The organism is Shimwellia pseudoproteus, assembly GCF_016415625.1.
In the GTDB taxonomy this organism is placed as follows: Bacteria; Pseudomonadota; Gammaproteobacteria; order Enterobacterales; family Enterobacteriaceae; genus Shimwellia; species Shimwellia pseudoproteus.
Genome location: NZ_WBXP01000049.1, coordinates 1 through 26,016 on the forward strand (window position 1 = coordinate 1; position 26,016 = coordinate 26,016).

Below are 26,016 nucleotides of genomic sequence, written 5' to 3' on the forward strand. Positions count from 1 at the left end.
GACGAAAGCAGGTATGCCTGAAAGTGTGCGTATTGCCTGAAAACACAACCCGCTACGGGGGAGACTTACCCGAAATCTGATTTATTCAACAAAGCCATTCAAATGGTTAATCGTCCCCTCGCCAACGCTTACAAGCGTCACAATGTGAGCGGTCCGGTACGTGATCTTGCATGGATTGATGTAACACCGCCAAGTATGAGTATCATTCAAAATAATGGTGAACCGATTATTCCCATGAGATATGTTCCCTATAATGGAGGGGGGGTATGGGATAAGTGGTGGGGCAGGAGTCAGGGTAAAAAACGTTTGTTGATAAGTCTTGGTACAGTCAAACCAGTGGCAGATGGACTAGATTTAATTTCATGGGTGATGGATTCAGCAAATGAGGTGGATGCTGAAATAACATTGCAACTGGCAATTAATGCGCGCAAAGATTTACGGAAATTACCATCAAATGTTCGTCTAGTTGACTGGATCCCTACGGGAGTTTTTCTTAATGGTGCTGACGGTTTTATTCATCATGGTGGCGCTGGAAATACTCTTACTGCTCTATATAACGGAATTCCACAAATTGTATTTGGTGAAGGAGCAGATCGTCCAGTAAATGCCAAAGCAGTTATGAAACGTGGCTGCGGGATCATTCCAGGTGACAAAGGGCTAACTAGTGATTTAATAAACACTTTTTTTCATGATAATACATTGCGTTCCTGTTCAGCGCAGGTGGCTGCAGAAATGGCTAGGCAACCAAGTCCTTCAGAGGTTGCAGAAACTCTTATAACCAAAATTAGAAAAAGTTGACGAGTATTACCCTAGTTTTAATACGAGAGTAAATGCTAAATAAAATGATTATGTTTGAAAATAAGATCTTCATTTTAATTATGACTAGCATTATTTATTAGGGATAGTTAAATACTGAAAACATGGCTATTATCATTATGAACTAATCGTTGAGTTCAGTATACATGCTTTATTGCAGGCCAGATAATCCGTCGATGATTGTGATCCCCCCCGGTAAACAGTGCCAGGGTCATACTTACCAGACGGTGAGTGGTCTGTTATTTCTTGCAAAATATTGCGCCCATCATTTCGCTGTATTTTCTGCCGCTTGTAATGTATCGCTGGCATCCTATGTAAACGATGGTGTGCAATCCCAATATAACTCAACGCTAATAATCACTCACTGGAACAATATTGAGATAGCGCGGGGGCCGGTAGCGTCAGAGGCCCCGGTTGTGCTTGACCTCCACACTCAATAAAACTACTGTATATATAAACAGTATTTTAGTGGTGGTTATCATGGCGTTCATTACACCGGCGGATCTGCGCGACATTATCCCGATGCCGTTTTTTTCGGACCTTGTTCCGTGCGGCTTCCCTTCTCCGGCCCAGGACTATGTTGAAAAGCGCATCGACCTGAACGAGCTGATGATTCGACACCCGAGCGCAACCTATTTTGTGCGCGCCAGCGGCGACTCGATGATAGGGGCAGGGATCAGTGACGGGGATCTGCTGGTCGTTGACAGTGCGAAGCACGCGGAGCACGGGGATATCGTTATTGCGTCGGTATATGGCGAGTTTACGGTAAAACGGCTTCAGACACGGCCTTTGCTGCAACTGGTCCCGATGAACCCGGCATACCCGCCGATCACCCTCTCGGGTGACGAGCTGGAGGTATTTGGCGTTGTCACATTTATCGTCAAATCGACGAGTTGATATGTTCGCGTTAGTGGATGTGAATAGCTTCTATGCGTCCTGTGAGACGATTTTCAGACCAGACCTGCGCGGGCAGCCGGTGGTTGTGCTCTCAAATAATGACGGCTGCGTTATCGCCCGCAGCGCTGAAGCCAGGGCCCTGGGTATTCAGATGGGGATGCCGTATTTCAAATGCCGGGACGCGTTCCGCCGTAACCATGTGACGTATTTCAGCAGCAACTATGAGCTGTACGCAGACATGTCGCACCGCGTGATGACCACCCTCGAAGCACTGGCGCCGCGGGTGGAGATTTACAGCATTGATGAGGCGTTTTGCGATTTGACCGGTGTTGACAACTGCCGGGATCTGGCGGATTTCGGCCGTGAACTGAAAGCGGCGGTGAAGCGCAATACCCATCTGGCCGTAGGCGTCGGGATAGCCCAGACAAAGACCCTGGCCAAGCTGGCCAACCATGCGGCGAAAAAGTGGGCGAAAACCGGCGGCGTGGTGGATCTCTCAAATATCACCAGGCAGCGAAAACTCATGGCACTGTTCCCGGTGAGTGAGGTGTGGGGCGTTGGCCGGCGGATTGCCAAAAAGCTGGAAGCGATGGGGATCAGGACTGTCCTGGAGCTGGCCGACACCGATCTCTATGTTATCCGCAAGCACTTCAACGTCGTTCTTGAGCGCACCGTGCGCGAGTTACGCGGCGAGCCATGCCTGGCCCTTGAAGCGTTTGTGCCGGTAAAACAGGAAATCGTGTGCAGCCGGTCGTTTGGTGACCGGATCACTGATTATCAGCCGATGCGCCAGGCCATTTGTAGTTATGCCTCCCGGGCTGCCGAAAAGTTAAGACATGAGCATCAGTATTGCCGGTACATCTCCACGTTTGTGAAAACCAGTCCATTCGCTAATGCACCCTATTATGGCAATCATGCCGGCGTTCATCTGCTAACGCCCACCCAGGACAGCCGCGACATTATCGCCGCGGCCACGCGTTGCCTTGATGCTATCTGGCAGGACGGGCACCGCTACCAGAAAGCCGGGGTGATGCTGGGTGATTTTTACAGCCAGGGAATAGCGCAGCTCAGTTTGTTCGACGATCTCGCGCCGCGACGTAACAGCGATAAGCTGATGTCCGTCATCGACACGCTGAACAGCAAACAAGGGAAGGGCACGCTCTATTTTGCCGGTCAGGAGAGCCAGCAGACGTGGCAGATGAAACGTGAAATGCTCTCTCCGCGCTACACGACACGCTGGGCGGATTTTCTGGTGGTGAAATGACAGCGGGGTCGCCTGCACGGCACCGGTACGCCGGTTTTTTGTTCACCACGAACGATCATCACTGCGCGGAATTATCAATTATATAACACGGCTATCGGGCGTATGCTGAACCCAGAATAATACTGGAGATTGAAGCAATGGCGATTCATCAGTTCCCGTTAAACAACGCCACCCCGGTGACCATCGATTTTATGCTGGCCGAAAAGACCCGCAAATTGATTGGTATTGACGGCAGTAAAGTGCAGTGCGAGCTACTGCCGCTGCCGGTTAGCGTACGCAGTATTACTTATGTATTGCGCAACGGCATCGACGGTGAGATCTTCCCGCGCAACCATCACGGGCAGCGTAACTTTATCATTAACACCGCTTATAAAGAGTTTGCGCTCGTCAGCGACCAGCACCGTAGCGCGGATAACAGTGATAAATTCCATCTCAATAAAGTGTATATCGCCGATACCGGGGCGGTAGAAGATGTCGATGAGGATATCTTTATCTACTGAGCGCAGACAAAAAAAACCGCCAGTAAAAACTGGCGGAAAATACTGGAAGCAATGTGAGCAATGTCGTACCGAATACTTGACCGTTTAGCTCAACTATTCGGTGGTTGTAAGTTAACAAGAATGATTATCATTATCAACCGTGAATTTTGTGGGGGATGCGCTTTTTTTTGCAGCCGGGCCAGAATGCGCGCGACAAGCGGGCGGGGACTATACTTACTAATGGGCCCTACGGTAAATCAAGAGGCGAGTTATGTTACCTGTTTGCTCATACCGGGACGTATATGTCGAGGTTGACGGTGTCAGATGCCGTCTGAAAGATCTGCCTGCTAACTATATCCTCCAGTGCACCAAAGTCGCTGGCTGGCAACTGTGGCGGCGCAACGGCAGTTTTAATCCCGATGAAGACGATGTGGTGGCCGCAGAGTTTGCCCGTGACAGTGACGGCAATGCGGTACCGTTCCGTTTATGGTTTGGTGATGATCTTATTTTTGATACTTCTGCGGCGGCAGAGCCAGTGGATTGTCCGGTGCTATAAGGCACGGCTCCCTGTATTGCTGACCAGCCTGCGGGCTAGTTTTTTTTGCTAAAGCGGGTAACGTGAAGGGCAGGACTTTTATACAGGATGCCCATCATGACCCCGGAAACAACGCCATATTCGTCACTCCAGCAACTCCTCCCGGATGCCAGGATTATTCCCCTTTGGCCTGAGGCGCACAGCAACACGCGGCTGACGCCCCAGATTATTGAGCGCGGTAACGCCCAATTACCCGATAGGCTCCTTACCGGCACTATTATCCCGGAAATGGTGCTGGTCCCGCCGGCGGGCCCGGGAAACGGCATCGGGGTGGTTATCCTGCCCGGCGGCGGCTACACGCGGACAGCGTTTGATAAAGAAGGAATGGACACGGCCAATACGCTGGCGGCGGCGGGGTTTACCTGTGCGGTGGTCAATTACCGTATGCCGGGGGACGGGCACCCGCTGGGCAATGCGACGCCGCTGGCGGATGCCCAGCGCGCGGTCCGGCTATTGCGCGCCCGCTCCCGGGCGTTATCCCTTGAGCATGTTATGGTGGTGGGATTTTCTGCCGGAGGGCATCTGGCGGGGTGGCTGGCCGCCCGCTGGGATCGGGTATGTGATATGCCCCAGGATGACACTGACACCCTCAGCGCCCGGCCCGATCTTGCGGCGCTGATTTATCCGGTGATCAGCATGGATGAAAACATCTCCCCCTGGGGAACCCTGCAACAGTTACCCGCCAGTATTGCCAGCCAGGCTCTGAATCCGGCGTTTTCCGTGGAAACGATGGTCAACAGCCACACCCCGCCGTGTTTCTTAGTGCACGCCACGGATGATCCCACGGTGCCGGTGGCAAACAGCCTGGTGATGTGGCAGGCCCTTAACGCTCAGGGGGTGGCGGCAGATATGCATATCGTTGCGCAGGGAGGACACGGTTTTGGGATCCGCAAAACCGCAGGTCTGCCGGTTGCAGACTGGCCGCAGTGGTTGATCAAATGGATTGAGTTCAGAATTAATAAAGGAGAGAAATCAACGGGTAAGGATGGTGGGTTGTGAGGGATTCGAACCCTCGACCGATGGATTAAGAGTCCACTGCTCTACCAACTGAGCTAACAGCCCACATCGCGTTGAACCGAACTATAAACCTGTGAATGAGCAGGTCAAGGGCTTTTTTACCAAATAACGGTACACCAGCCCGGCCGCGGTTTAGTTGCTGAAAAAATACGCCATGTCCGGGCAAATTGCCGCCATTTTGCTCACCTGGCGTTTTTATCTCCCCGCCGGGATACCCGCTCCCCCGATAAACTGCTAATATACGTTCCATATATGTTTTATATAGGTGTTTTATGGGGATCGTTAAAATTTCGGACCTGATGCATGAAAACTTACGGGTGGCCAGTAATGCGATGAGCCGCTCTATCAATGCCCAGGCGGAGTACTGGCTAAAGCTGGGGATGATGGCTGAGCTGTACCCACACCTGAGCCACCAGCAACTGGTACGCCAGCTAATTAAAAGTGAAATTCATAACGGGATGGATATTCAGCGCATCGTTGCGGATACCGTCTCCGATGACGCAGCACAGGAGCAGGTGTTATGACCGGAAGTAAACTGCATTCCGCCGAAGAGATTGAAATGGCAAGGGCCGCAGGCCACGCGGCGGCCAAAGTCCTTGAAATGATCACCCCATTTGTTCAGCCGGGAGTGACCACAGAGGAGCTTGACCGCCTCTGCCACGATTATATTGTTAACCAGTTGCAGGTTATCCCGGCCAATATTGGTTATCACGGCTACCCGAAAACGGTCTGTACTTCGGTGAACCACGTGGTGTGCCACGGGATCCCGGCAGAGAAAAAGCTGAAAAAGGGTGACATTGTCAATATTGATGTCGCGGTGATCAAAGATGGCTGGTACGGCGACACCAGCCGCATGTATTTTGTGGGCGAACCGTCGATTCGCGCGAAACGGCTGGTGGATATTACCTACCAGTCGATGGTGGCGGGGATCAAAGCTGTACGCGCCGGTGCCACCCTCGGGGATATTGGCGCCGCTATCCAGACCCTGGCGGAAGGCGCCGGGTTCTCCGTGGTACGTGAATATTGCGGTCATGGGGTGGGCCAGGTTTATCATGATGAGCCGCAGGTGCTCCATTACGGGGTAGCGGGGACCGGCCCGGTACTGAAAGCGGGGATGATCTTCACCATTGAACCGATGATCAATGCCGGTAAAGCGGCGACCAGCGTGCTGAACGACGACTGGACCGTGGTCACCAAAGATCGCTCGCTGTCTGCCCAGTGGGAACACACTATTGCGGTCACCGAAACCGGGTATGATTTGCTAACGCCGTGGCCGGAAGGCACCGGCGAATATGAGGCAATCTGACCGGCTATTTGAGCGTAAAAACAGGCACTGGCTGGCTGCGCCAGTGCCTGGCATTAATAACGCCTTTCACACACCTGGCGCTGCCCGTGACGGACAGCGCCAGTATATGCCCTGAGCGGCGTAATTACTCGCTCGGGGCTTTTTCTGCTTTACCCGCCAGTTGCGCCAGGAAGTCATAGCGTTTTTGCAGATCCTGGGCTGCGTCTTTCCAGAGCTGTTCGGCCACCTCCGGCTGCTGGGTGTTCAGGCGTTTAAACCGCTGTTCGTGCAGCAGCGTCTCCGCCAGTGCATCAGACGGCGGGCGAGAGTCGAGGGACATCGGCAGTTTACCGTCTGCCTCCCGGCGCGGATCAAAGCGATACAGCGGCCAGAACCCGGTGGCGGTGAGCTGGCGCATCTGATCGTGGCTGAGGGCCAGATCGTAGCCGTGCTCCTCACAGGGGCTGTAGGCAATAATCAGCGACGGTCCCGGGTAGGCTTCCGCTTCCTGAATCGCTTTCACCGTCTGGTTAAGCTGGGCGCCCAGCGAGATCTGCGCCACATACACGTGGCCATACATCATCATGCTGACCCCGAGATCTTTACGGGCCTTACGTTTCCCGTGCTCACCAAACTTGGTGACCGCCCCCAGCGGCGTTGCTTTGGACTGCTGGCCGCCGGTATTGGAGTAACACTGGGTATCCAGCACCAGCACGTTGACGTTCTCCGTGAGGCTCAGCACATGGTCCAGGCCACCGAAGCCGATATCGTAGGCCCAGCCATCCCCGCCAATCAGCCAGATAGATTTATCCACCAGCGCATCGGCATCGGTCAGTAACTGGCGGGCATCGGCATCATCAACATCCTGTAACGCGACACGCAATGCATCAATCTGGCCACGGCGCTGTTCTGGGGTGGCAGCGGCCTGAAGCTGGCTGGCGAGGTCGGGCGGCAACTGGGCGGCAAATTTCTCCACCAGCCGGGTTACCCGCGCCATCCGCTGGGTGGTACTCAGCCGGAAGCCCAGCCCGAATTCGGCGTTATCTTCAAACAGGGAGTTCGCCCATGCCGGGCCGCGGCCATTGGCATCGGTGGTATAGGGCGTTGAGGGCAGGTTGCCGCCATAAATAGACGAGCAGCCGGTGGCGTTGGCAATCAGTAACCGGTCCCCGTAGAGCTGGGTCAGCAGTTTAATATAGGGGGTTTCACCACAGCCGGAACAGGCGCCGGAGTATTCAAACAGCGGCGTCAGCAACTGCGAGGTGCGGATATCAATGCGCTCCAGGCTGCTGCGGTCGATTTCCGGCAGAGCGAGGAAATAGTCATAATTGGCTTTTTCTTCTTCCACGTGCGCAAGGCGCGGCTGCATATTGATGGCTTTAATCGACGGATCCTGACGATCTTTGGCCGGGCACACCTCAACACACAAATTACAGCCGGTACAGTCCTCCGGGGCCACCTGGAGCACATACTTCATTCCGCGCATATCCCGGGATTTTACATCCAGCGAATCGAGGCCCGCCGGGGCATTTTCCATCGCTTCCGGTGCGACAACTTTGGCGCGAATTGCCGCATGGGGGCAGGCGGCCACACAGTGGTTACACTGGGTACAGAGCCCGGCTTTCCAGATGGGGATCGCTTCCGCAATGTTGCGTTTTTCCCAGCGGGTGGTGCCCAGTGGCCAGGTACCATCCGGCGGCAGGGCGGATACCGGCAGCGCATCCCCAAGCCCGGCGAGCATGGCGGCGGTAACGGTTTTGACAAAATCCGGCGCCGCGTCGGAAACCACCGGTGGCCGCTGGTGGCTCTGATCGTTCACCGGCTGTAACGGCACGTGGAACAGCGATTCCCGGGCCATGGCCAGGGCCTGCCAGTTGCGTTCAACCAGCTCCTGGCCTTTGCTGCTGTAGCTTTTAGCAATGGCCCCCTGGAGTTCAGACAGGGCGGCGTCACCGGGCAGGATCTGGGTGAGGTGGAAGAAGGCCATCTGCATCACGGTGTTAATGCGCGCCCCGAGGGCGCATTCCCGGGCAATTTTGGCCGCGTTAATCACATAGAGGCGGGCATTTCTGGCAACCAGGATCCCCTGGACCTCCTGGGGCAGGCGCTCCCAGACCTGATCGGCATCATAGGGAGTATTCAGCAGGAAGATGCCATTTGGCTTCAGCCGTTCGGCCATCTGGTATTTATCAATAAACTGCAACTGATGGCAGCCGACAAAATCGGCTTTGTCGATAAGGTATGCCGAGTTGATCGGATGCTCGCTGATACGCAGGTGCGAAACAGTCAGGCCACCGGCCTTTTTAGAGTCGTACACAAAGTAGCCCTGGGCAAACCAGGGGGTGGCGTTACCGATAATTTTAATATTGTTTTTAGTGGCCGAGACGCTGCCATCACTGCCGAGTCCGTAGAACAGCGCTTCAAGCCGGGCGCGGGACGGCAGGGTATTTTCCACTGGCGGCAGGGAGAGCAGGGTCACATCATCATAGATACCCACCGTAAAACGGGGCTTAGGCGCACTGGCAGACAGTTCATTAAAGACCGCCAGCACACAGTCCGGGCCAAACTCTTTTGAAGACAGCCCGTAACGGCCGCCAATGACCAGCGGCAGGGTTTCGCGTTCCCCGCGGCTGAAGGCTTCAGCCAGGGCGGTCATCACATCCAGATACAGCGGCTCTGCCAGCGCCCCCGGCTCTTTGGTCCGGTCGAGCACGGCGATTTTACGGGCCGTGGCGGGGATCTCTGCCAGCAGATGGGCAGCGGAGAAAGGCCGGAACAGCCGGACCTTGACCACGCCGACTTTTTCCCCCCGGGAGAGCAGCTCATCAATCACTTCTTCACAGGTGCCGAGGGCCGAGCCCATCAGCACCATGACCCGTTCGGCCTCGGGATGGCCGTAATATTCAAACGGCCGGTACTGGCGGCCAGTCTCCTGGGCAAAATCGTTCATCGCCCGGGTGACGTGCTCATAAACCGCATTATACCAGGGGTTCGTCGCCTCCCGGGACTGGAAATAGGTATCCGGGTTGGCGGAGGTTCCGCGGATCACCGGGTGTTCCGGGTTCAGGGCGCGGCTGCGGTGCGCATCAATGGCCGCCTGCGGCATCAGCTTGCGCAGAGTGTCATCCCCGAGGGGCACAATTTTATTGATCTCGTGGGAGGTGCGGAAGCCATCAAAGAAATGAATAAACGGCACCCGGCTGTTCAGGCTGGCCATCTGGGCGATCAGGGCAAAATCCTGGGCTTCCTGGACACTGCTGGCACACAGCATGGCGCAGCCGGTCTGGCGCACGGCCATCACGTCCGAATGATCGCCAAAGATCGACAAGGCGTGGGTTGCCACGGTGCGGGCGGCCACATGCAGCACAAAGGGGGTTAATTGCCCGGCCAGTTTATACAGGGTGGGGATCATCAGTAATAATCCCTGGGATGAGGTAAACGAGGTCGACAAGGCCCCGGTTTGCAGCGCGCCGTGCACCGCGCCAATGGCACCGGCTTCTGACTGCATCTCCACCACACGCGGAACATCACCCCAGATATTGGTCAGGTCATCTTCCGACCATGCCCCCGCCAGCTCTGCCATACCGGAACTTGGCGTAATGGGATAAATAGCGATGACTTCACTGGTACGAAACGCCACTGAGGCGACTGCACCATTGCCGTCGATAGTAATCATAAGACACCTTACATTGCGCAAAGGAAAAGCAGGGCGGTTACACCCTGTAATTAATTGCGTCTGGCCATCACGGGGAATGTTTCCGCCTGCGGTGACAAACGCTTAATCGTGATGGGTAAATAGTAGCAAAAGCCGCGGAAGACCATTTTTGCTTTTGTGTGGTTGGTGGGCTACGGGCCGCATCACAGCAGGGCTGGCGGTGGCGTAATGTTACTTTTGTGTGACACTGTCACTGCATAAATATGACATGAATTAGGAATAATCCGAGCGGGATCATAAAAATGTGTTTCAGTTAATGAATCCTGGCGCTTAAGGCTCGCGCCCTGGGGCAGCCTGTCCTATGATGCCAAACGTTTCGCTAAATTATTTTGCCACGGAGATGTTGACATGCGAGTTGGTTTTTTCGTTGGATGCGCCGCGTTTTTACTCTCGGCCTGCAGTAGTGAACCCGTACAACAGGCCACGGCGGCACACGTGCCGGCCGGGATGCATGCCGCCATGAACGGCCAGGCCAGCGCGAACTGCGCAATGGTCGGGGGAACGGTACTGGCGGCCCGCCAGTTAGACGGTTCAATGGTCGGCATGTGTGCGTTACCGAACGGCAAACGCTGTGGTGAACGTGCGCTTGCCTCCGGTGCCTGTAGCAGTTACTGAACCAAGTCAGATAATGTCCAGGTAAGGGTATGCTGCGGGGACGTCAGGGTCAGTTGTTTCCCTGTTAAGGACAGTTGAGCCCCGTGGTTCAGCATCTCGCCAATGATACCGTCCAGCTGGTTCAGCTGCGGATCAATGCACATCATACGTGTGGATGCCATGCCGTCCACGGTGAGCGTATTGCCATTCAGCTTGCCCTGGCCCATAAAGCGGTTACACATCTGGCCAGAGACATGCATGTTCTCGCCAAAGCTGATTTCCGGCTGATGGGGCGCTTTGCTGTTGACGGCGCGGCCGTCCAGGGTCTGCAGCACATAGCGGTGGTGTTGCAGCTGCTGTGCGCTAATATCGCCGCCATTACTGCCGGATGCCGCACATCCACTTAACGCCATCGCAGCCAGCCCGGCAATTACTGTCTTTTTCATAAAATCTCTTATTTTGTTGTCTGTGCGGGAGCCTGAGCACGGCTGCCCGGCCCCCGGAGTAAAACGCTGATTAGCACAGCGCGTTGGGTGTTTCCTGGCCTTTTTCCAGCTGGCCGAGGTTGTCGAGCGTCACTTCAGAGATGTTGATCAGCGCTTCTTCGGTCAAAAACGCCTGGTGGCCGGTAAACAGCACGTTATGGCAGGCGGACAGACGGCGGAAGACATCATCCTGGATAACATCATTGGATTTATCTTCGAAGAACAAATCCCGTTCGTTTTCGTAAACGTCCATCCCCAGGGAGCCAATCTTCTGGGTTTTCAGGGCGTCGATAGCGGCCTGGGAGTCAATTAAGCCACCGCGGCTGGTGTTAATGATCATCACCCCGTCTTTCATTTGGCCGAACGCGTCTTTATCCAGCAGGTGATAGTTTTCCGGGGTCAGCGGGCAGTGCAGGCTGATGACATCGGACTCCCGGAACAGAGTTTCCAGATCCACATACTCCACACCCAGCTCCAGCGCCGCTGCGCTTGGATAGGGATCAAACGCCAGCAGGCGCATGCCGAAGCCCTTCAGGATGCGCAACGCCGCTGCCCCGATTTTCCCGGTACCAATCACCCCGGCGGTTTTACCAAACATGGTAAAGCCGATTAATCCTTCGAGGGAGAAGTTCGCATCACGGGTACGCTGATAGGCGCGGTGAATGCGGCGGTTAAGGCACATCATCATGCCCACCGCGTGCTCAGCCACGGCTTCCGGGGAGTAGGCCGGTACCCGGACAACCCGCAGTCCTAACGCTTTCGCCGCGTCGAGATCGACGTTGTTAAAACCGGCGCAACGCAGGGCGATATATTTAACCCCTTGTTTTTTCAGCTCTTCGAGGACAGGGCGGCTGCCATCATCGTTAACAAAAATACAGACTGCATCACATCCCGCAGCCGTTTTGGCTGTTTTTTGGGTGAGCAGGAAGTCATAAAATTCAAGATCGTAGCCATAATCTTTGTTAACATGCTCGATGTATTTCTTGTCATAGTTTTTTGTACTATAAACAGCAAGTTTCATAAAACTTTCTCCAAATGATCCTAGGATAGAAATTATCACCATTAAAAAGTTCCCGCAAATTTTAAAAAATTCTGTAAAGCGGTGAAAAGATGGTGTTTAATTCCATGTTAACTATGCTCAGGTAAAGTCATGAACATTGCCTGGCGGGAAAGCCATAAAATAGTTATGTTTTTCCCGGTTTAACTTCTTGCCAAATCAGGAATTTCCTGCCCATGAAGGGTAAATATAGCGCTGCACTGGCTCTGTTGCTACTGTGCATCTTGTTGCCATTAACGCTCCTGTTAACCCTGGGGCACTGGCTGCCAGGGCTGGCGGGGATCTGGCTGCCCGCAGGCACCCGGATAGCCATTGAATCGCGTCCGCGGGTGAGCCTGCACGCCATTGAAATTCCGGATATCCGCTATCAGGCCGGGGATTGTACCCTGGCCCATATTCAAAGCGTGACACTGTCACACCCCTCGCGCTGGTTGCTGCACGCCGGTGATGTCACCCTCGATACCGCCTGTCTGGCAAAACTACCCCCCAGTGAGCCCAGCCTGGCCGCCCCGCGCACCCTGGCGCAATGGCAGCAGATGCTACCGCGCAGCTGGGTAGTGATTGATCGTCTGACCCTCGCCCCCTGGCAGCAATATGCCGGTGGGCTGAATCTGGCGCTCTCCCGGGAACAGCAGACTATTCATTACCAGGGCAAACTGGTGAACCTGGAGGCCAGTCTGAGCGGGCAGGCCCTCAGCGTGAAGCAATTTACCCTGGCGCTGTTTGACGGGCAGAAGCCGCTGGCACTGGCGGGGGACTTCACCATGCCGCTGGTGCCGGACGGCCTGCCGGTGGCGGGCAGCAGCACGGCACAGCTTTATCTGCCCCAGCAACCTGGTCTGGTCAATGCCGAGCTCAACTGGCAACAAAATAGCGGCCAGTTAATTATCGACAGCCCGGAGCAACCCCAGCCGCTGCTTGATCTGCCCTGGACCCTGACCACCGAGAATTTACGTATCAGTGATGGCCGCTGGTTCTGGCCTTACCAGGGATTCCCGCTTAGCGGGCGGCTGGGGCTGAGTATTGATCACTGGCAACAGGGGCTGGAACAGGCGCAAATTAGCGGCCGCCTGAACGTACTCACCGCCGGGGCCGCCGGTAAAGGAAACGTGGTGCTCACTGTGGGGCCGGGCAAGCTCAGCATGATCAACAGCGCCATGCCGTTACAACTGACCGGTGAGGCAAAACACGACGATTTGACCCTGTATGCCACGCTATTTACCCAGTTACAGGGGCCGCTGGATGATCCGCAATTACATTTTGGCCCGGGTTCGCTGTTACGTTCCCAGGGGCGGCTTATTGAGGATCTTAATATCGACTTGATCCGCTGGCCTCTGGCGGGGGTAAAACTGTCCCGCAAGGGGGTTGATGGCCGCCTGCAGGCTATTTTGCAGGCCCATGAACACCAGTTTGGCGCCTTTGAATTGCACCTTGACGGTAACGCCCGGGATTTCCTGCCGGACGCCGGGCAGTGGCAGTGGCGCTACTGGGGGAAAGGCCAGTTTACGCCGATGAACGCCAACTGGGATGTAGCGGGCACCGGTAAGTGGCAGGATAAAACTATCGAGCTGTCCACCTTGTCCACCGGTTTTAACCAGTTGCAGTATGGCGCGATGCAGGTTGCCGCCCCGCGCCTGGTCCTTGATAAACCGATTCGCTGGGTGCGCGACCCGCAGGCCCCGGCATTTACCGGGGCGCTGTCGCTGGATGCCGGGCAAACCACGTTGAGCGGCGGCAGTTATCTGCCGCCCTCGACCCTGAAATTCAGTGTCAGCGGGCAGGAGCCGACGGCATTTCAGTTTAAAGGCGATCTGCACGCCGGTGACATTGGCCCGGTGAGGGTGAATGGTCGCTGGGACGGGGAGCGCCTGCGGGCCGAAGCCTGGTGGCCGCGCCAGACCCTGAAAGTCTTCCAGCCGCTGTTACCGAAAGAGAGCAAAATCAGGCTGGATGAGGGCACCTTTAACGCCCAGGTTGCGTTTTCCGCCGCGCCGGGCCAGGGGTTTGAAGCCGGTGGCCACGGGGTGGTGAAACACGGCAGCGTCTGGACCCCGGATAATCAGGTGGCGGGTATCGATTTTATTCTGCCATTCCGCTACCGGAACGGGGTCTGGGATCTGGGCACCCGGGGGCCGGTGCGCCTGCGGGTAGCGGAAATTGACAGCCAGGCAAAAGCCAGTAACGTCACCGCCGATTTGCAGGGCCACTATCCCTGGGATGACGCCAACCCGCTGATCCTCAGTAATGTCAGTGTCGATGTGCTGGGGGGGCAGCTGAAAATGCTGCAATTGCGCCTGCCGCAGCAGGATCCGGCGCTCTTGCGGGTGGAAAATATCTCCTCCAGTGAGCTGATCACCGCCATTAACCCGAAACAATTTACGATGTCCGGGCGGATTAACGGTGCGCTGCCTATCTGGCTTAATCACCCGCAGTGGATAATCAAAGACGGCTGGCTGTCGAACCCCGGCCCGCTGACTTTCCGCATGGATAAAGATATGGCGGATGCGATGGTCAAAGACAATATTGCCGCCGGGGCGGCCATCAACTGGCTGCGCTATATGGAGATTGCTAACTCCTGGACCTCGGTGACCCTGGACAACCTCGGCCAGCTGACCATGAAGTCCAGCATTACCGGCATCAGCCAGGTGGACGGTAAACGCAGCACTATTCGGCTTAATTATCAGCACCAGGAAAACCTGTTCACCCTGTGGCGCAGCCTGCGCTTCGGGGATAATTTGCAATCATGGCTGGAGCAACATATGGCATTGCCGGGCGCCCGCTGTCAGCCTTCCGGAACCGTGTGTAAGGAACATCAACAATGAGATATCTGACCGCCATTATCCTGGTACTCCCGGTGACTGGCCTGACCGGATGCACGCCGCGAATTGAGGTTGCGGCACCGGATACCCCGATAACTATCAATATGAACGTCAAAATCGAGCATGAAATTCATGTCAAAGTCGATAAAGACGTGGAAACCCTGCTGAAAAGCCGCAGCGATCTGTTCTGACCGGGCGAGAGAAATGAATAAGACATACAAACTACTGCACGCACTGGGCCTTTCGTTGCTGTTACTGAGCACCAGCGCGCTGGCACTGACCCTGGACGAGGCGCGCCAGCAGGGGCGGGTGGGCGAAACCCTGAGCGGTTTTCTCGCCCCCCGGGCCAGCGATGCCCAGACCCAGGCGCTGGTGAAGCAGATTAATGATCAACGGGCGCGTAATTATCAGCAACTGGGGACCAGTAATAATATCAGCGCTGACGATGTGGCCCGGCTGGCGGGACAAAAACTGGTCGAACGGGCGAAATCCGGGGAATATGTGCGCGGTATTAACGGCATGTGGATGCTCAAACCCTGATCCATTATTACTGCCAGCGTTTGCGGTACTCCCCCGGGGAGATACCAAACCGCAGTTTAAAGGCCGTGGAAAAATGGCTGTGGTCGGCAAATCCCCAGTGGTAGCCGATCCCCGCCAGTTTCTCTTCATGGCTGGCGCTGCGCAGGGCCTGGGCGCACAAGTCCAGCCGGCGGTTTTTGATGTACTGGGCCACCACCAGGCCCTGGTCGGCAAACATCCGGTACAGGCTGCGCACCGACATCCCCGTGGCGCTGGCCAGCCACTCCGGGCGCAGCGCGTCGGACTGGATATGCTCATCGATCAACGCCAGCACCTTGCGGAACTGGCGCTCCCGCCGTGAGGTTTCCGGCGCCTGCTGCATCAGCACCGGGCGTAACAGTGCCATCATCGCCTCCAGCGCCGCCTCACTTTCCCGCCCGGACAGGGTGTCATGTTGCATACTCTCGCGCAGCAGGTGATGACACAGACTGACCACCGGCTGCCCGGCCTCCAGCCGCCTGGCACAGGGGATGCGCCCGGAATGCAGCGACTGTTCCAGCATCTGGCGCGGAAGTAACAGCGATACCTGGCGGGCCTGCTGGTGCCAGCTAAATGAACACGGAAGAGCGGCATCAATCAGGGTGATATCTCCGGGGCGCAACAGCGCCTGGTTACCGTCCTGCTCCATAACGGCTTCACCGCTGAGCTGAAACACCGTAAAAAAACACGCGTCGTTGCTCTGGGCAATCTCTTTACGGGTGCGGTATAAATTCGCCGCCCCCACGGTAACGGTACTCAGTTTTAACTGATGGGCATGGAACTCATCCAGGGCCCCGGCGAAATTACCGGGCAGCGGGCGGGCGGCGAACTGACCACAGGCCCGGTTTATCTCCGCCAGCCAGTGATCGAAGTGTTCATATTGACTGCTTTTCATGCCCGAACCCCATCTGCGGATACCGATCGTTGTGTTGCGTTATTGTTGCATTGTTGTAACTCCAGGCAAAGTGACCGCGGTCAAAGATAAGAAAACCCACTGAAAAACCCGTCCCGGGCAGGCGGTAAACCTGTCACGCAAAGCAAAAGGATTGTCAGGCAGGCTAAAGTGGCTTTGCCCGCGATAGCCTAGACTGGGGGAAAGCTATTATCGATTCGCATCCGGAACCATAAGGGGGAGATATGTCATCACAGGTAGCGGTGCTGGAGAGCGTGCAGCGTTTTCTGAACCGACAACATGGGCTGTTTATTGATGGTCAGTGGGTTGCCGCCAGCAGCGAGCAGCGCCTTGCCATCTTTGATCCCGCCAGCGGGCAGCAGATTTCCAGCACCGCAGATGCCAGTGCCGGGGATGTTGATCTGGCGGTAATGTCCGCCTGGCGCGCATTCGACGATGGCCGCTGGTCGGCCATGTTGCCGGCCATGCGCGAGCGTATTTTACTGCGGTTTGCCGATCTGGTTGAGCAACATGGCGAGGAGCTGGCCCAGCTGGAAACTCTCGAACAGGGGAAATCGATAACCATCTCCCGGGCCTTTGAAGTGGGGTGCACCCTGAACTGGATGCGCTATACCGCCGGGCTGACCACCAAAATCACCGGCCAGACCCTGGATGTGTCGATTCCGATGCCGGAAGGGGCCCGTTATCAGGCCTGGACCCGGAAACAACCGGTTGGCGTTGTGGCGGGGATCGTGCCCTGGAACTTCCCGCTGATGATAGGCATCTGGAAAGTGATGCCCGCCCTGGCCGCCGGTTGCTCAATCGTTATTAAACCCTCAGAAACCACGCCACTGACCCTGCTACGGGTGGCTGAACTGGCCTGCGAAGCCGGTGTGCCGCCGGGGGTGTTTAACGTGGTAACCGGCAGCGGGGCGGTGTGTGGTGCTGCGCTGACCACCCATCCGCGGGTGGCCAAAGTCAGTTTTACCGGTTCCACCGCCACCGGCAAACAGATTGCCCGGGTGGCCGCAGATCGTCTGACCCGGGTCACCCTCGAACTGGGTGGCAAGAACCCGGCCATTGTACTGAAAGATGCCGATCTCCAGCAGGTGGTGGCCGGGCTGATGACCGGCAGCTTCCTTAACCAGGGGCAGGTCTGCGCCGCCAGCTCGCGGATTTATATTGAAGCACCGATTTTTGAAAAACTCACCGAGGCCTTTGCCGGTGCGGTGCAGTCCCTGTCTGTGGGGCCGGGGATGGATCCCGGCGCGATGATCAACCCGCTGGTGTCACACAGCCATCAGCAAAAGGTCGCCAGCTACCTTGAGGATGCCCGCCAGCAGCACGCTGAGATTGTGCAGGGCAACCGCGTGCCTGACGGCAACGGGTTTTATATTGCGCCCACCCTGGTTATCAATCCGGCGGCGTCACTGAAGCTGGCCCGGGAAGAAGTATTCGGGCCGGTGGTGAACCTTATCCGGGTGGCTGACGGCGAAGAAGCATTACGGCTGGCCAATGACAGCGAATACGGCCTGACGGCCAGTGTCTGGACCGCGGGCCTGAATAACGCCATGTCATACAGCCAGCGCTTACAGGCCGGTACGGTATGGGTTAATAGCCACACCCTGATTGATGCCAACTTGCCGTTTGGCGGCATGAAGCAATCCGGCACCGGGCGCGACTTCGGACCAGACTGGCTGGACGCCTATACAGAAACCAAATCGGTCTGCATACGCTACTGATTGCCATGCTCAGGGCCCTGGGTGCGGGGCCCGTCATGCTGTGGCCGTTAGCGCGGCGGGGTGTCGCGGGAAAGATGGCTGACCCGCTTGCGCACCCCGAACCAGCCAAGAACCAGCAGTAGCGCAATCAGCGGAATAGAGACAATTGTCCAGGTGCCGTTGGGGTAATCAAACGCCATCAGTACCAGTACCAGCAGCAGAAACAGCAGGGTAAGCCAGGAGGTTACCGGCGCGCCGGGTAGCCGGAAGCTCACCTCGGCCGCACGACCTTCCCGGATAGCTTTACGCAGCCGCATCTGGCACACCACAATAAATGCCCAGGATGACAAGATCCCGAGGGAGGCAAAATTCAGCACGATCTCAAAGACCCGGGTCGGCACCAGATAGTTGAGCAACACGCCGATAATATAAATGCCGATAGTCACCATGATCCCCGCATAGGGCACCTGGTGGCGGCTCATCCGTCCCATAAATGCCGGAGCCGAGCCACCCATCGCCATTGAGCGCAAGATTCGGCCGGTGGAGTACAGCCCCGAGTTCAGGCTCGACAGGGCGGCACTCAGCACCACCAGGTTCATCACGCTGCCGATGTAAGGCACCCCCAGTTTGCTGAAGAAGGTGACAAACGGGCTTTGCCCGGCCTGGTAGGCGGTCCAGGGCAGTAACAGCACCAGCAGCACGACCGAGCCCACGTAAAACAGGCCGATACGCCAGATAACGCTGTTAATGGCCTTGGGGACCATGGTTTGTGGATCTTTGCATTCCCCGGCAGCGGTCCCCACCAGTTCAATGGACGCGAAGGCAAACACCACCCCCTGGACCAGTACCAGCGCAGGCAGCAACCCGTGGGGGAACAGGCCGCCATTATCGGTTATCAAATGGAAGCCGGTGGCGTTACCGTCAAGGGGACGGCCGGTGCCAAGGAAGACACTGCCGACTATCAAAAAGGCGACAATGGCCAGCACTTTGATCAGCGCAAACCAGAACTCCATTTCGGCAAACCATTTCACGCCGATCATATTCATCGCCCCGACTAACGTCAGTGCGCCCAGGGCAAACACCCACTGGGGGACATCGCCAAACGTGCCCCAGTAGTGCATATACAGCGCCACCGCGGTGATATCAACGATACCGGTCATGGCCCAGTTGACAAAATACATCCAGCCCGCCACGAAGGCGGCTTTTTCCCCGAGAAATTCCCGGGCATAGGAGACAAAATTGCCGCTGGACGGGCGGTGTAACACCAGCTCGCCCAGGGCGCGCAGGATAAAGAAAGAGAAAATCCCGCAGACCAGATAGACCAGCGCCAGGGCGGGGCCTGCCGCCTGGAGCCGGGCCCCGGCCCCTAAAAACAGCCCGGTGCCAATGGCGCCACCGATGGCTATCATCTGAACCTGACGATTACCCATGGCCTTGTGGTAACCCTCATCATGGGATTTTAGCCAGCGCTGGTGCGCGACCTGGCGCTCTTCTGTGTGCGGTATTTTCTCATTCATGGTTGTTGTGGTGTCTTATTGTTGTGATTAATGTCCGCCGCGCACGCAGGCAGGGCGCGGTTCCTGACGAATGCTTACCAGAACTGACAAAACATGGCGAAGCATCCTACCGGTAAATGCCGGACGACGCAAAGCAAAGCGCGGTGAATCAGGGGCGGGTGCAGAGGGGATTTATCAATATTATCAGTCTGTAAGGAAATATTACTGGCCGGCGGGCGGTCATGAAAACACAGCCAACGCGGATGCCTCAGCTGTGTTGCGGGAAATAATGCGGTTTACAGCAGGGTAATAATCTCATCGGCCCCCAGGCGGGACTTCGGCAGGGCGGCATTAAAATCGCCTTCGCCACTGTAGCCAACCGTTGCCACCACGACACTGGTCAGCCCCTGGTCAGCAAGGCCGAGGATGGCATTCATTTTAGCGGCATCAAAACCTTCAATCGGCGTGGCATTCAGGCCCATGCTGGCCGCGCCAAGCAACAGGAACCCCAGGGCGATATAAGCCTGGCGCGCCATCCAGTCTTGCTGTTTTTCCGGGCTACTGCTGTTCAGATTAACAAAATAACGGCGGCCTTTATCCTGTGCGGCTTTGGCTTCATCACTGTTAAAGCGGCCATCCTGTTGCTCTTTTTCCAGCAGATGACTGAGGTGGGCTTCAGTGATCGCGGTGCGGGTGGTAAAGACCACCGCCATGGATGACTTCAGCACTTTGCCGGCATTGGCCTCGCCGAACGCCGGGGCGATTTTGGCTTTGGCTTGCGGGGTGGCGGCAATAAAAAAATGCCAGGGCTGAGAGTTTACCGAAGAGGGGCTAAAGCGCAGCAAATCCAGCAACTGTTGCTGTTGTTGCGGGGTAATCTGGCGGTGCTCATCATAGGCTTTGGTGGTGTAACGGGTGCGGATAATTTCATCAATGTTCATCAATAACCTCTTGTTAGTGACACTGTCACATTAATAGGGTGTCGGTTTATATTTTGCCAGACACCGTTATGTCATCCTCGCGATTAATGCGCGCGATCAGTGCTGCCAGCGTCTTCCCCTGATCCCGGGCAAGGCCTTCCAGGGGGGCGAACAGCGGCGCCGGTAAGGTGTCCGGGCTAAACCACTGCCAGCCCGCGCATTTATCCGGCTCAAGGCGGTGTGGCTCCCCCGGCAGCGGCCGGGCAACCACCATCATGGTCAGGTAGTGCTTTTGCTGGCGAGGAAAGTAATCCTCGCTCCAGGGGCCGCGCATTATGCTGCCCAGTTGCAGGCCGGTTTCCTCCAGTGTTTCACGGCGGGCACACTGTTCCACGGACTCGCCGGGCTCCAGATGGCCGCCGGGGGCAGACCAGCAGCCCTCACCGTGGCTACCGAGGCGCTGGCCCAGCAGGATCTTACCCTGGCGGACAATCAATATACCCACCCCGAAGCGGGGTAATTCAGCCATTATCGGCTCCTTTAATACATGGTCGGCGTGTTGTATCGCGGTGAATAGTATCCGGTTATTGGCTGCAATTGTGCAAGTTACCGCATTTGGTCTTATCGCCAACACCGGCAATTGTCAGGGTTAACCGCCCATTACGCTACACCATCAGCGGGTGGCGGGCGCAGAATGGGGCGGTTATATTGACTTATCTACTTTTGCGGAGCCCGCCGATGAAACCGATTCATATCGTTGCGCATATTGTTGCCAAACCAGACAGTGTTACCGTGCTGGGCCATGCCCTCCAGGCCTGCCTGGTTCCCTCCCGAAACGAGCCGGGCTGCCTGGCTTACCATCTGCACCAGGATGTCGAAAATCCGGCACATTTTGTGTTTATCGAACAGTGGCAGGATCAGCAGGCGATTGATGAACACCGGGAGGCATCCCACTACAAGGCCATGGCGGCCGTGGTGGCAGCGCATGCATTATCCCGGGACGTGCTGGTATTCGATCAACTGCTGGATCATATCGTGTCCCCGGCGACATCCTGATCCGGTGAGAGCGGCACCAGGGAGGAGGCGTGCGATATTGCCGTCGCCTTCCTGATGGCTGCTTCTGTTAGTGCCTTGAATCCCGGTAAGAAAAATAATTCAACGTTGATCTTGACCATAATTTACACACCGCGGCCATGACAGCGTGCCGTCAGAGTGTCAGGATGAAGGTGCGCGAACACCGGACTGAGAAGGAGTGCTTTATGTTTCCAGACTTAAATCATTTGATTCCAGAACTCAAAGACGCGAATCCTCGTTTCCGGGCCCTGCTGACCCGCCATCAAAACCTTGACCGGGGTATTACTGATCTCGAATATATCGACGGGCGGGGGCCCTGCGATAAAGACAAAGTTGCCGCCATGAAAAGGGAAAAACTGAAAATCAAGGATGAGCTGTACCAGATAATGCGCAGTGCTGCCAGACAGCCTCAGGTCTGATGTACAAAAGATGTAAAAGTTAATAATTAACCTCGTTGACTGGTTAATTATGTTAATGAATGGTGTTCGCGTTGTTATATCTTCATCAATAGCATTTTATGCCGGGAAAAACGCTCAAAAAGAATACGAATAGTCTGTGATCTGTGGCGGGTTTGAAAAATCTGCGCTATGTTTTTTCTACACTATTTCTTATTCATATGAGCTTATTATGAATTCCTTACGCTATTGTGATTTTGGTGGTGCACGTCCTTTCCTGTTATTAGTTGGTCGTATCCTGATGGTTGTTTTGTTCCTGATTTCCGATTTTCCAAAACTGACCGGGTTTGAGGGCACAGTACAATATATGGCATCCCTCGGCACACCTGCGCCGACCATTGCGGCCGCTATTGCCGTACTGATGGAAGTGTTTGGATCTATTCTGGTGGTGCTCGGCTTCTTTACCCGTCCGCTGGCTATTATCTTTGCCGTTTATACGCTGGCAACCGGCTTTATTGGCCACCCATACTGGACAATGACCGGTGATGCGGTAATGCCAAATATGATTAATTTTTATAAAAACCTCTCTATTACCGGCGGTTTCTTACTGCTGGCTTTAGTGGGGCCCGGGGCGCTCTCGCTCGATCGCCGTTAATTGGGTCATGTAGTGTGTGGGCGATAGTGATATTACTATCGCCTTTTTTTTAGCTTGATGTCGGCCAGTAGCGTAATAGCAACCGGTGGAGTAAATAGGCGAGGGTCAGGGTAATAAATACCGCCACCGCCACTGATACCATACGGTACATGGCCGTGTAGAATACATCGCTGCCGGCGCTCTTGAGGCCGAAGAAGATAGCCAGCGCTGTCATCGAACAAAATCCCCGCGCCGGACCACGCCGCTCCCGCACATGTTCTGCGGCAAACACCATTACCCCCAGTAAATACATCATGGTTTGCAGGGTGATATTTTCCCCCCAGGTAAACAGCACCAGCTGCATCAGAATAGCTGCCGCAGAGCCAATCAGGGTGCCGAACATCCGGTCAATACTGGCGGCATAAGCCCCGGACCAGCGCAGCGGAAACAGGATCAGCAGGGTGGCGGCCTGGGCGGAAAGTGAGTCTTTCTCATCCAGCATCTGGAAGGCAATAAACGAAATGGTGGCGATCCCGGTGCTGAACAGCACTTGGTGAGTCAGCTCCGAATAGCTTTTATTGGGCTTTGGTGGCGGTGAGCGTGGGGTTTTGTCCGGGAACAGCACAAACGCCAGAAACGCACTGCCGGTGGCCAGCAAGGTCGCCATCATATGGGAGGTACATAAATCCATAAGATCGGTGGTGTTGTAGCTGCCCAGTTGCACCATGGCGTGGATCGCCAGCACCGAATGGGCCCCGGCCAGAAATGCGGTGCCTGACGCCATCAGCCAGAAGCACAGCAGGTTTACCAGCACCATCAGCATTATCATGATAACCGGCTCATCCACAAAAACATCGGCAATCAGAATGGTCACCAGCACATTAAATAATGCGCTGCACAGGAACTGGCGTACCACGTGGCGGGTCAGCACCGGCACCAGCCCCATCAGGATCATCGGGTAGACGGCAAAATAGGAGCCGTAATTCCAGTCGAAAAATTTGGGCGTGACAAAACAGATAAACGCCCCCAGCACCAGGCGTTTTACCTGTTGCAGGTCATTTTCGCTGAGATGGTGCGCCGGCGGATTTACCGGCGCTGGGGGGCTGGCTGGCCCCGATTTCTCATCCGGCGCGGATTTTTTATTAAATATATGTTTAATAAACATGGCGTTAATAAACATAGTGCAGCAGCGAAATCAGATGAATTTGCAGCCACGCCAGCCCATGTAATAACGGATTTTCCGGCGTTAACTGCACTGTGGCCCGGGCCCCGCTGGGCAATCCTTTCGGCAGGGCATCATCCAGCTGGAAATAGACCCGCAGCCGCTGGGCATCTCGCACCCAGCGGTCGCTCTCTTCGGTGGCGGCCAGCTTACCGTCAGCAACGATTTGCCCGTCAGCAATACCGGCCTCCTGGCTGGTCAGATGGGCATGAAACACTTTCCCCGGGAAGGCATCAAAGACCACCTCCGCAGGAGAGCCGCTATTAATATAACGCAGGGACTTCTCCCGGAAGTCGGCATAAATTTCGTTGCGGGTGCTGACAATACTCAGCAGCGGCGTACTGGTACTGGCATAATCCCCGCCCACTAAATTAAGGTTACTGATATATCCCGGCTCCAGCGCCCGGACTTTAGTACGGGCTAAATTAATATTGGCCTGGTGCAGACTATTTTCAGCCTGACGAATATGCAGGTTATCTCCCCCTCGTAAACCACGCTGTATTTCGAGATTATGTATTTTGGCCTGCATTTGCGCGATTTGAGCGGCATATTGCCGTTCATTCCCCAGGGCCTGGTCGGCCTGCTGGCGGGAAACGGCTGAGTTACGTAATTGCTCATAGCGGGCGGAATCCGCTTTAGCCACATTCCAGCCGGCCTGAACTTGCGCCAGGCTGGCTTTGGCTTCGGATATCGACGCATCCAGCGCGCTGTTGCTGTCCAGTGCCTGCTGTAATGCCATTTCTGCATCATGGACAGCGGTACGGTAGTCCTGATCGTCAATGGTGAATAACACATCGCCTTTCTTCACGAACTGGCTGTTTTGCACATTAACGGAAACGACCCGGCCACTGACCTCTGCGGCAACGGGGGTGACTTTATGCAGCAGACGCGAATGCGGTGTAAGCGGCATATGCATATCGGCAATCACGAAATAAATAAATGCCAGCGCCGCAATCAAGAGCGACCAGCGCGTCCAGCGATGGAAGCGCTCTTCTGGTGTAAGAGACATACCTCATTTCCTTTTCAACGACGGGAGCGGGGTGCAGGAGATAAACAAAATCATAAAAGTCCGCCCGTAATAATTTTATTACCAGACTAATTTTCAGAAAACAGTTTAAAATGAGCATCACTATTCCATTTATGGACCAATGTCATGCTTCAGGATCTCAACGACCTCTATTATTTCGCCCGGGTGGTGGAGCGCGGTGGCTTTGCAGAAGCGTCGCGGGCGACGGGGATCCCGCGTTCAACCCTCAGCCGCCGGATTGCGGCACTGGAAGAGCGCCTTGGGGTAAGGTTGATCCAGCGATCGACCCGGCGTTTTAACGTTACCGATATTGGCTGGCAGTATTATCAGCACTGCCAGTCAATGACCTCCGAGGCTCAGGCCGCGCAAATGGTGATTGAGCGGGTGAACCAGGCGCCGCGGGGCAATATTCGTTTCAGTTGTCATGTGGTACTGCTGCACTCGTATGTCGGGGCGATTGTGGCGGATTATATGCACAAGTTCCCGGAAGTGACTATTGAGGTGGAAGCCACCAACCGGCGGGTGGATGTTATCGGGGAGGGCTTTGATCTGGCCCTGCGGGTATTACCGCCGCCGCTGGAAGACAGCGAGTTAATTGTTAAATATCTCGGACGGGGTTACCAGATCATGGTGGCCAGCCCGGCGCTGCTGGAAAAATATGGCCAGCCGGAAACCCTGGCCGATTTGGGGGCAATACCGCTATTAGGGGTGAGCCAGAAAGATGAGCGGATGTATGGCCACTGGCGGCTGACAAATTCCCGGGGGGAAGAGCAACTGTTCAGTTACCGCCCGCGGCTGGCCAGTGATGATCTGGTGATGCTGCATCAGGCGGTGCTGGCGGGGCTGGGGATAACCATTTTACCCCGGATGATGATAACGTCTGACCTGGCGGATCGGCGGCTGATCCCGGTACTGCCGGAATGGCAACCGGATAACCGTATTATTCACGCGTTATATGGCTTTGTTGAATAAATCGAACTTTTAGCCGAAATTAGGATCAGATCACCACACTCCTGACCCTGTAGCGACATCCTGTGACAAAGCAAAAGTTCAA

At 55.7% G+C, this 26,016-nt stretch carries 25 protein-coding genes, 1 tRNA gene and 1 pseudogene; 17 read left to right on the forward strand and 10 right to left on the reverse strand.

What is annotated here, in order from left to right; translation table 11 throughout:
- Positions 1 to 96: 96 nt before the first annotated feature.
- The 6 genes and pseudogenes from F9C28_RS16695 to F9C28_RS16720 all read left to right on the forward strand — a co-directional run.
- Positions 97 to 798: pseudogene (locus F9C28_RS16695) on the forward strand (nucleotide disphospho-sugar-binding domain-containing protein); the annotation flags it as partial.
- Positions 799 to 1,296: 498 nt separating this feature from the next.
- A complete protein-coding gene (locus tag F9C28_RS16700) occupies positions 1,297 to 1,713 on the forward strand; it encodes a translesion error-prone DNA polymerase V autoproteolytic subunit (protein ID WP_199016434.1) in 417 nt (138 codons plus the stop codon).
- A 1-nt stretch (position 1,714) separates the two neighbouring features.
- Positions 1,715 to 2,977, forward strand: coding sequence for a Y-family DNA polymerase (locus F9C28_RS16705; protein WP_199016435.1), 1,263 nt, complete (start codon positions 1,715 to 1,717; stop codon positions 2,975 to 2,977).
- Positions 2,978 to 3,114: 137 nt separating this feature from the next.
- Positions 3,115 to 3,477, forward strand: a complete 363-nt coding sequence (locus F9C28_RS16710; RefSeq protein ID WP_199016436.1) for a hypothetical protein — start codon at positions 3,115 to 3,117, stop codon at positions 3,475 to 3,477.
- A 250-nt stretch (positions 3,478 to 3,727) separates the two neighbouring features.
- Positions 3,728 to 4,012: a hypothetical protein gene (locus tag F9C28_RS16715; RefSeq protein WP_199016437.1), complete on the forward strand. Its 285-nt coding sequence runs from the start codon at positions 3,728 to 3,730 to the stop codon at positions 4,010 to 4,012.
- 96 nt (positions 4,013 to 4,108) lie between these two features.
- Positions 4,109 to 5,050, forward strand: coding sequence for an alpha/beta hydrolase (locus F9C28_RS16720; RefSeq protein ID WP_199016438.1), 942 nt, complete (start codon positions 4,109 to 4,111; stop codon positions 5,048 to 5,050).
- Here F9C28_RS16720 and F9C28_RS16725 read toward each other — a convergent pair.
- Positions 5,038 to 5,113: transfer RNA gene (locus F9C28_RS16725), tRNA-Lys, on the reverse strand. The two genes, F9C28_RS16720 and F9C28_RS16725, sit on opposite strands and share 13 nt — an antisense overlap.
- Before the next feature lie 227 nt (positions 5,114 to 5,340).
- Between F9C28_RS16725 and F9C28_RS16730 the strand changes: the two genes are divergently transcribed.
- Together F9C28_RS16730 and map are read left to right on the forward strand one after the other, a co-directional pair.
- Complete coding sequence (locus tag F9C28_RS16730) at positions 5,341 to 5,592, forward strand: ParD-like family protein (protein WP_199016439.1); 252 nt, start codon at positions 5,341 to 5,343, stop codon at positions 5,590 to 5,592.
- Complete coding sequence (gene map, locus F9C28_RS16735) at positions 5,589 to 6,374, forward strand: type I methionyl aminopeptidase (protein ID WP_199016440.1); 786 nt, start codon at positions 5,589 to 5,591, stop codon at positions 6,372 to 6,374. Before F9C28_RS16730 ends, map begins: the two co-directional genes overlap by 4 nt.
- 124 nt (positions 6,375 to 6,498) lie before the next feature.
- Here the strand turns inward: map and nifJ are convergent, their stop codons facing one another.
- Positions 6,499 to 10,029, reverse strand: coding sequence for a pyruvate:ferredoxin (flavodoxin) oxidoreductase (nifJ, locus tag F9C28_RS16740; protein WP_199016441.1), 3,531 nt, complete (start codon positions 10,027 to 10,029; stop codon positions 6,499 to 6,501).
- 387 nt (positions 10,030 to 10,416) lie between these two features.
- Between nifJ and F9C28_RS16745 the strand changes: the two genes are divergently transcribed.
- Positions 10,417 to 10,683 carry a putative hemolysin gene (locus F9C28_RS16745; RefSeq protein ID WP_199016442.1) on the forward strand — a complete coding sequence of 89 codons (267 nt, stop codon included), beginning with the start codon at positions 10,417 to 10,419 and terminating at the stop codon, positions 10,681 to 10,683.
- Here F9C28_RS16745 and hslJ read toward each other — a convergent pair.
- Positions 10,677 to 11,108, reverse strand: coding sequence for a heat shock protein HslJ (gene hslJ / locus F9C28_RS16750; RefSeq protein ID WP_199016443.1), 432 nt, complete (start codon positions 11,106 to 11,108; stop codon positions 10,677 to 10,679). The genes F9C28_RS16745 and hslJ overlap by 7 nt on opposite strands.
- Positions 11,109 to 11,178: 70 nt before the next feature.
- Complete coding sequence (locus F9C28_RS16755) at positions 11,179 to 12,168, reverse strand: 2-hydroxyacid dehydrogenase (RefSeq protein ID WP_199016444.1); 990 nt, start codon at positions 12,166 to 12,168, stop codon at positions 11,179 to 11,181.
- A 212-nt stretch (positions 12,169 to 12,380) separates the two neighbouring features.
- Between F9C28_RS16755 and F9C28_RS16760 the strand changes: the two genes are divergently transcribed.
- The 3 genes from F9C28_RS16760 to F9C28_RS16770 are packed head-to-tail and all read left to right on the forward strand — an operon-like array spanning position 12,381 to position 15,563.
- Entirely contained in the window at positions 12,381 to 15,026 is a 2,646-nt protein-coding gene (locus F9C28_RS16760) for a YdbH family protein (protein WP_199016445.1), read from the forward strand.
- On the forward strand, positions 15,023 to 15,214 hold the full coding sequence (locus F9C28_RS16765) for a YnbE family lipoprotein (RefSeq protein WP_199016446.1): 192 nt from the start codon (positions 15,023 to 15,025) through the stop codon (positions 15,212 to 15,214). The genes F9C28_RS16760 and F9C28_RS16765 overlap by 4 nt, the downstream gene beginning before the upstream one ends.
- Before the next feature lie 13 nt (positions 15,215 to 15,227).
- Positions 15,228 to 15,563 (forward strand): YdbL family protein, encoded by a 336-nt coding sequence (locus tag F9C28_RS16770; RefSeq protein WP_199016447.1) that lies wholly within the window; start codon positions 15,228 to 15,230, stop codon positions 15,561 to 15,563.
- A 7-nt stretch (positions 15,564 to 15,570) separates the two neighbouring features.
- Here the strand turns inward: F9C28_RS16770 and feaR are convergent, their stop codons facing one another.
- Positions 15,571 to 16,476 carry a transcriptional regulator FeaR gene (feaR, locus tag F9C28_RS16775; RefSeq protein ID WP_199016448.1) on the reverse strand — a complete coding sequence of 302 codons (906 nt, stop codon included), beginning with the start codon at positions 16,474 to 16,476 and terminating at the stop codon, positions 15,571 to 15,573.
- 242 nt (positions 16,477 to 16,718) lie between these two features.
- On the opposite strand from feaR, the gene F9C28_RS16780 reads away from it, so the two are divergent.
- Entirely contained in the window at positions 16,719 to 18,215 is a 1,497-nt protein-coding gene (locus F9C28_RS16780) for an aldehyde dehydrogenase family protein (RefSeq protein WP_199016449.1), read from the forward strand.
- A gap of 47 nt (positions 18,216 to 18,262) precedes the next feature.
- On the opposite strand, the gene ansP is transcribed toward F9C28_RS16780, so the two are convergent.
- The 3 genes from ansP to F9C28_RS16795 form a co-directional block, all read right to left on the reverse strand.
- Entirely contained in the window at positions 18,263 to 19,711 is a 1,449-nt protein-coding gene (gene ansP, locus F9C28_RS16785) for an L-asparagine permease (RefSeq protein WP_199016450.1), read from the reverse strand.
- A gap of 275 nt (positions 19,712 to 19,986) precedes the next feature.
- Positions 19,987 to 20,631, reverse strand: a complete 645-nt coding sequence (gene nfsB / locus F9C28_RS16790; RefSeq protein WP_199016451.1) for an oxygen-insensitive NAD(P)H nitroreductase — start codon at positions 20,629 to 20,631, stop codon at positions 19,987 to 19,989.
- A 46-nt stretch (positions 20,632 to 20,677) separates the two neighbouring features.
- Complete coding sequence (locus F9C28_RS16795; RefSeq protein WP_199016452.1) at positions 20,678 to 21,139, reverse strand: nucleotide triphosphate diphosphatase NUDT15; 462 nt, start codon at positions 21,137 to 21,139, stop codon at positions 20,678 to 20,680.
- A 209-nt stretch (positions 21,140 to 21,348) separates the two neighbouring features.
- Between F9C28_RS16795 and F9C28_RS16800 the strand changes: the two genes are divergently transcribed.
- From F9C28_RS16800 to F9C28_RS16810, 3 genes are all read left to right on the forward strand, one after another.
- Positions 21,349 to 21,666 carry a putative quinol monooxygenase gene (locus tag F9C28_RS16800; protein WP_199016453.1) on the forward strand — a complete coding sequence of 106 codons (318 nt, stop codon included), beginning with the start codon at positions 21,349 to 21,351 and terminating at the stop codon, positions 21,664 to 21,666.
- 164 nt (positions 21,667 to 21,830) lie between these two features.
- Positions 21,831 to 22,103, forward strand: a complete 273-nt coding sequence (locus F9C28_RS16805; RefSeq protein WP_233149130.1) for a YdcH family protein — start codon at positions 21,831 to 21,833, stop codon at positions 22,101 to 22,103.
- 208 nt (positions 22,104 to 22,311) lie between these two features.
- Entirely contained in the window at positions 22,312 to 22,734 is a 423-nt protein-coding gene (locus F9C28_RS16810; protein WP_199016454.1) for a DoxX family protein, read from the forward strand.
- A gap of 49 nt (positions 22,735 to 22,783) precedes the next feature.
- Here the strand turns inward: F9C28_RS16810 and F9C28_RS16815 are convergent, their stop codons facing one another.
- Positions 22,784 to 23,893, reverse strand: a complete 1,110-nt coding sequence (locus F9C28_RS16815; protein ID WP_233149131.1) for a DUF2955 domain-containing protein — start codon at positions 23,891 to 23,893, stop codon at positions 22,784 to 22,786.
- On the reverse strand, positions 23,883 to 24,944 hold the full coding sequence (locus F9C28_RS16820; RefSeq protein WP_199016455.1) for an HlyD family secretion protein: 1,062 nt from the start codon (positions 24,942 to 24,944) through the stop codon (positions 23,883 to 23,885). The genes F9C28_RS16815 and F9C28_RS16820 overlap by 11 nt, the downstream gene beginning before the upstream one ends.
- A 144-nt stretch (positions 24,945 to 25,088) precedes the next feature.
- Between F9C28_RS16820 and F9C28_RS16825 the strand changes: the two genes are divergently transcribed.
- On the forward strand, positions 25,089 to 25,934 hold the full coding sequence (locus F9C28_RS16825) for a LysR substrate-binding domain-containing protein (RefSeq protein ID WP_199016456.1): 846 nt from the start codon (positions 25,089 to 25,091) through the stop codon (positions 25,932 to 25,934).
- Positions 25,935 to 26,016: the final 82 nt, after the last annotated feature.

Coding starts and splice junctions, on each gene's coding strand:
- F9C28_RS16805 (WP_233149130.1), top strand. CDS start 21,831: ATGAAGGTGCGCGAACACCGGACTGAGAAGGAGTGCTTTATGTTTCCA.
- hslJ (WP_199016443.1), bottom strand. CDS start 11,108: ATGAAAAAGACAGTAATTGCCGGGCTGGCTGCGATGGCGTTAAGTGGA.
- ansP (WP_199016450.1), bottom strand. CDS start 19,711: ATGAATGAGAAAATACCGCACACAGAAGAGCGCCAGGTCGCGCACCAG.
- F9C28_RS16705 (WP_199016435.1), top strand. CDS start 1,715: ATGTTCGCGTTAGTGGATGTGAATAGCTTCTATGCGTCCTGTGAGACG.
- feaR (WP_199016448.1), bottom strand. CDS start 16,476: ATGAAAAGCAGTCAATATGAACACTTCGATCACTGGCTGGCGGAGATA.
- F9C28_RS16795 (WP_199016452.1), bottom strand. CDS start 21,139: ATGGCTGAATTACCCCGCTTCGGGGTGGGTATATTGATTGTCCGCCAG.
- F9C28_RS16765 (WP_199016446.1), top strand. CDS start 15,023: ATGAGATATCTGACCGCCATTATCCTGGTACTCCCGGTGACTGGCCTG.
- F9C28_RS16700 (WP_199016434.1), top strand. CDS start 1,297: ATGGCGTTCATTACACCGGCGGATCTGCGCGACATTATCCCGATGCCG.
- F9C28_RS16810 (WP_199016454.1), top strand. CDS start 22,312: ATGAATTCCTTACGCTATTGTGATTTTGGTGGTGCACGTCCTTTCCTG.
- F9C28_RS16780 (WP_199016449.1), top strand. CDS start 16,719: ATGTCATCACAGGTAGCGGTGCTGGAGAGCGTGCAGCGTTTTCTGAAC.
- F9C28_RS16710 (WP_199016436.1), top strand. CDS start 3,115: ATGGCGATTCATCAGTTCCCGTTAAACAACGCCACCCCGGTGACCATC.
- F9C28_RS16820 (WP_199016455.1), bottom strand. CDS start 24,944: ATGTCTCTTACACCAGAAGAGCGCTTCCATCGCTGGACGCGCTGGTCG.
- F9C28_RS16825 (WP_199016456.1), top strand. CDS start 25,089: ATGCTTCAGGATCTCAACGACCTCTATTATTTCGCCCGGGTGGTGGAG.
- map (WP_199016440.1), top strand. CDS start 5,589: ATGACCGGAAGTAAACTGCATTCCGCCGAAGAGATTGAAATGGCAAGG.
- F9C28_RS16770 (WP_199016447.1), top strand. CDS start 15,228: ATGAATAAGACATACAAACTACTGCACGCACTGGGCCTTTCGTTGCTG.
- nfsB (WP_199016451.1), bottom strand. CDS start 20,631: ATGAACATTGATGAAATTATCCGCACCCGTTACACCACCAAAGCCTAT.
- F9C28_RS16800 (WP_199016453.1), top strand. CDS start 21,349: ATGAAACCGATTCATATCGTTGCGCATATTGTTGCCAAACCAGACAGT.
- F9C28_RS16815 (WP_233149131.1), bottom strand. CDS start 23,893: ATGTTTATTAACGCCATGTTTATTAAACATATATTTAATAAAAAATCC.
- F9C28_RS16745 (WP_199016442.1), top strand. CDS start 10,417: ATGCGAGTTGGTTTTTTCGTTGGATGCGCCGCGTTTTTACTCTCGGCC.
- F9C28_RS16720 (WP_199016438.1), top strand. CDS start 4,109: ATGACCCCGGAAACAACGCCATATTCGTCACTCCAGCAACTCCTCCCG.
- F9C28_RS16730 (WP_199016439.1), top strand. CDS start 5,341: ATGGGGATCGTTAAAATTTCGGACCTGATGCATGAAAACTTACGGGTG.
- F9C28_RS16760 (WP_199016445.1), top strand. CDS start 12,381: ATGAAGGGTAAATATAGCGCTGCACTGGCTCTGTTGCTACTGTGCATC.
- nifJ (WP_199016441.1), bottom strand. CDS start 10,029: ATGATTACTATCGACGGCAATGGTGCAGTCGCCTCAGTGGCGTTTCGT.
- F9C28_RS16755 (WP_199016444.1), bottom strand. CDS start 12,168: ATGAAACTTGCTGTTTATAGTACAAAAAACTATGACAAGAAATACATC.
- F9C28_RS16715 (WP_199016437.1), top strand. CDS start 3,728: ATGTTACCTGTTTGCTCATACCGGGACGTATATGTCGAGGTTGACGGT.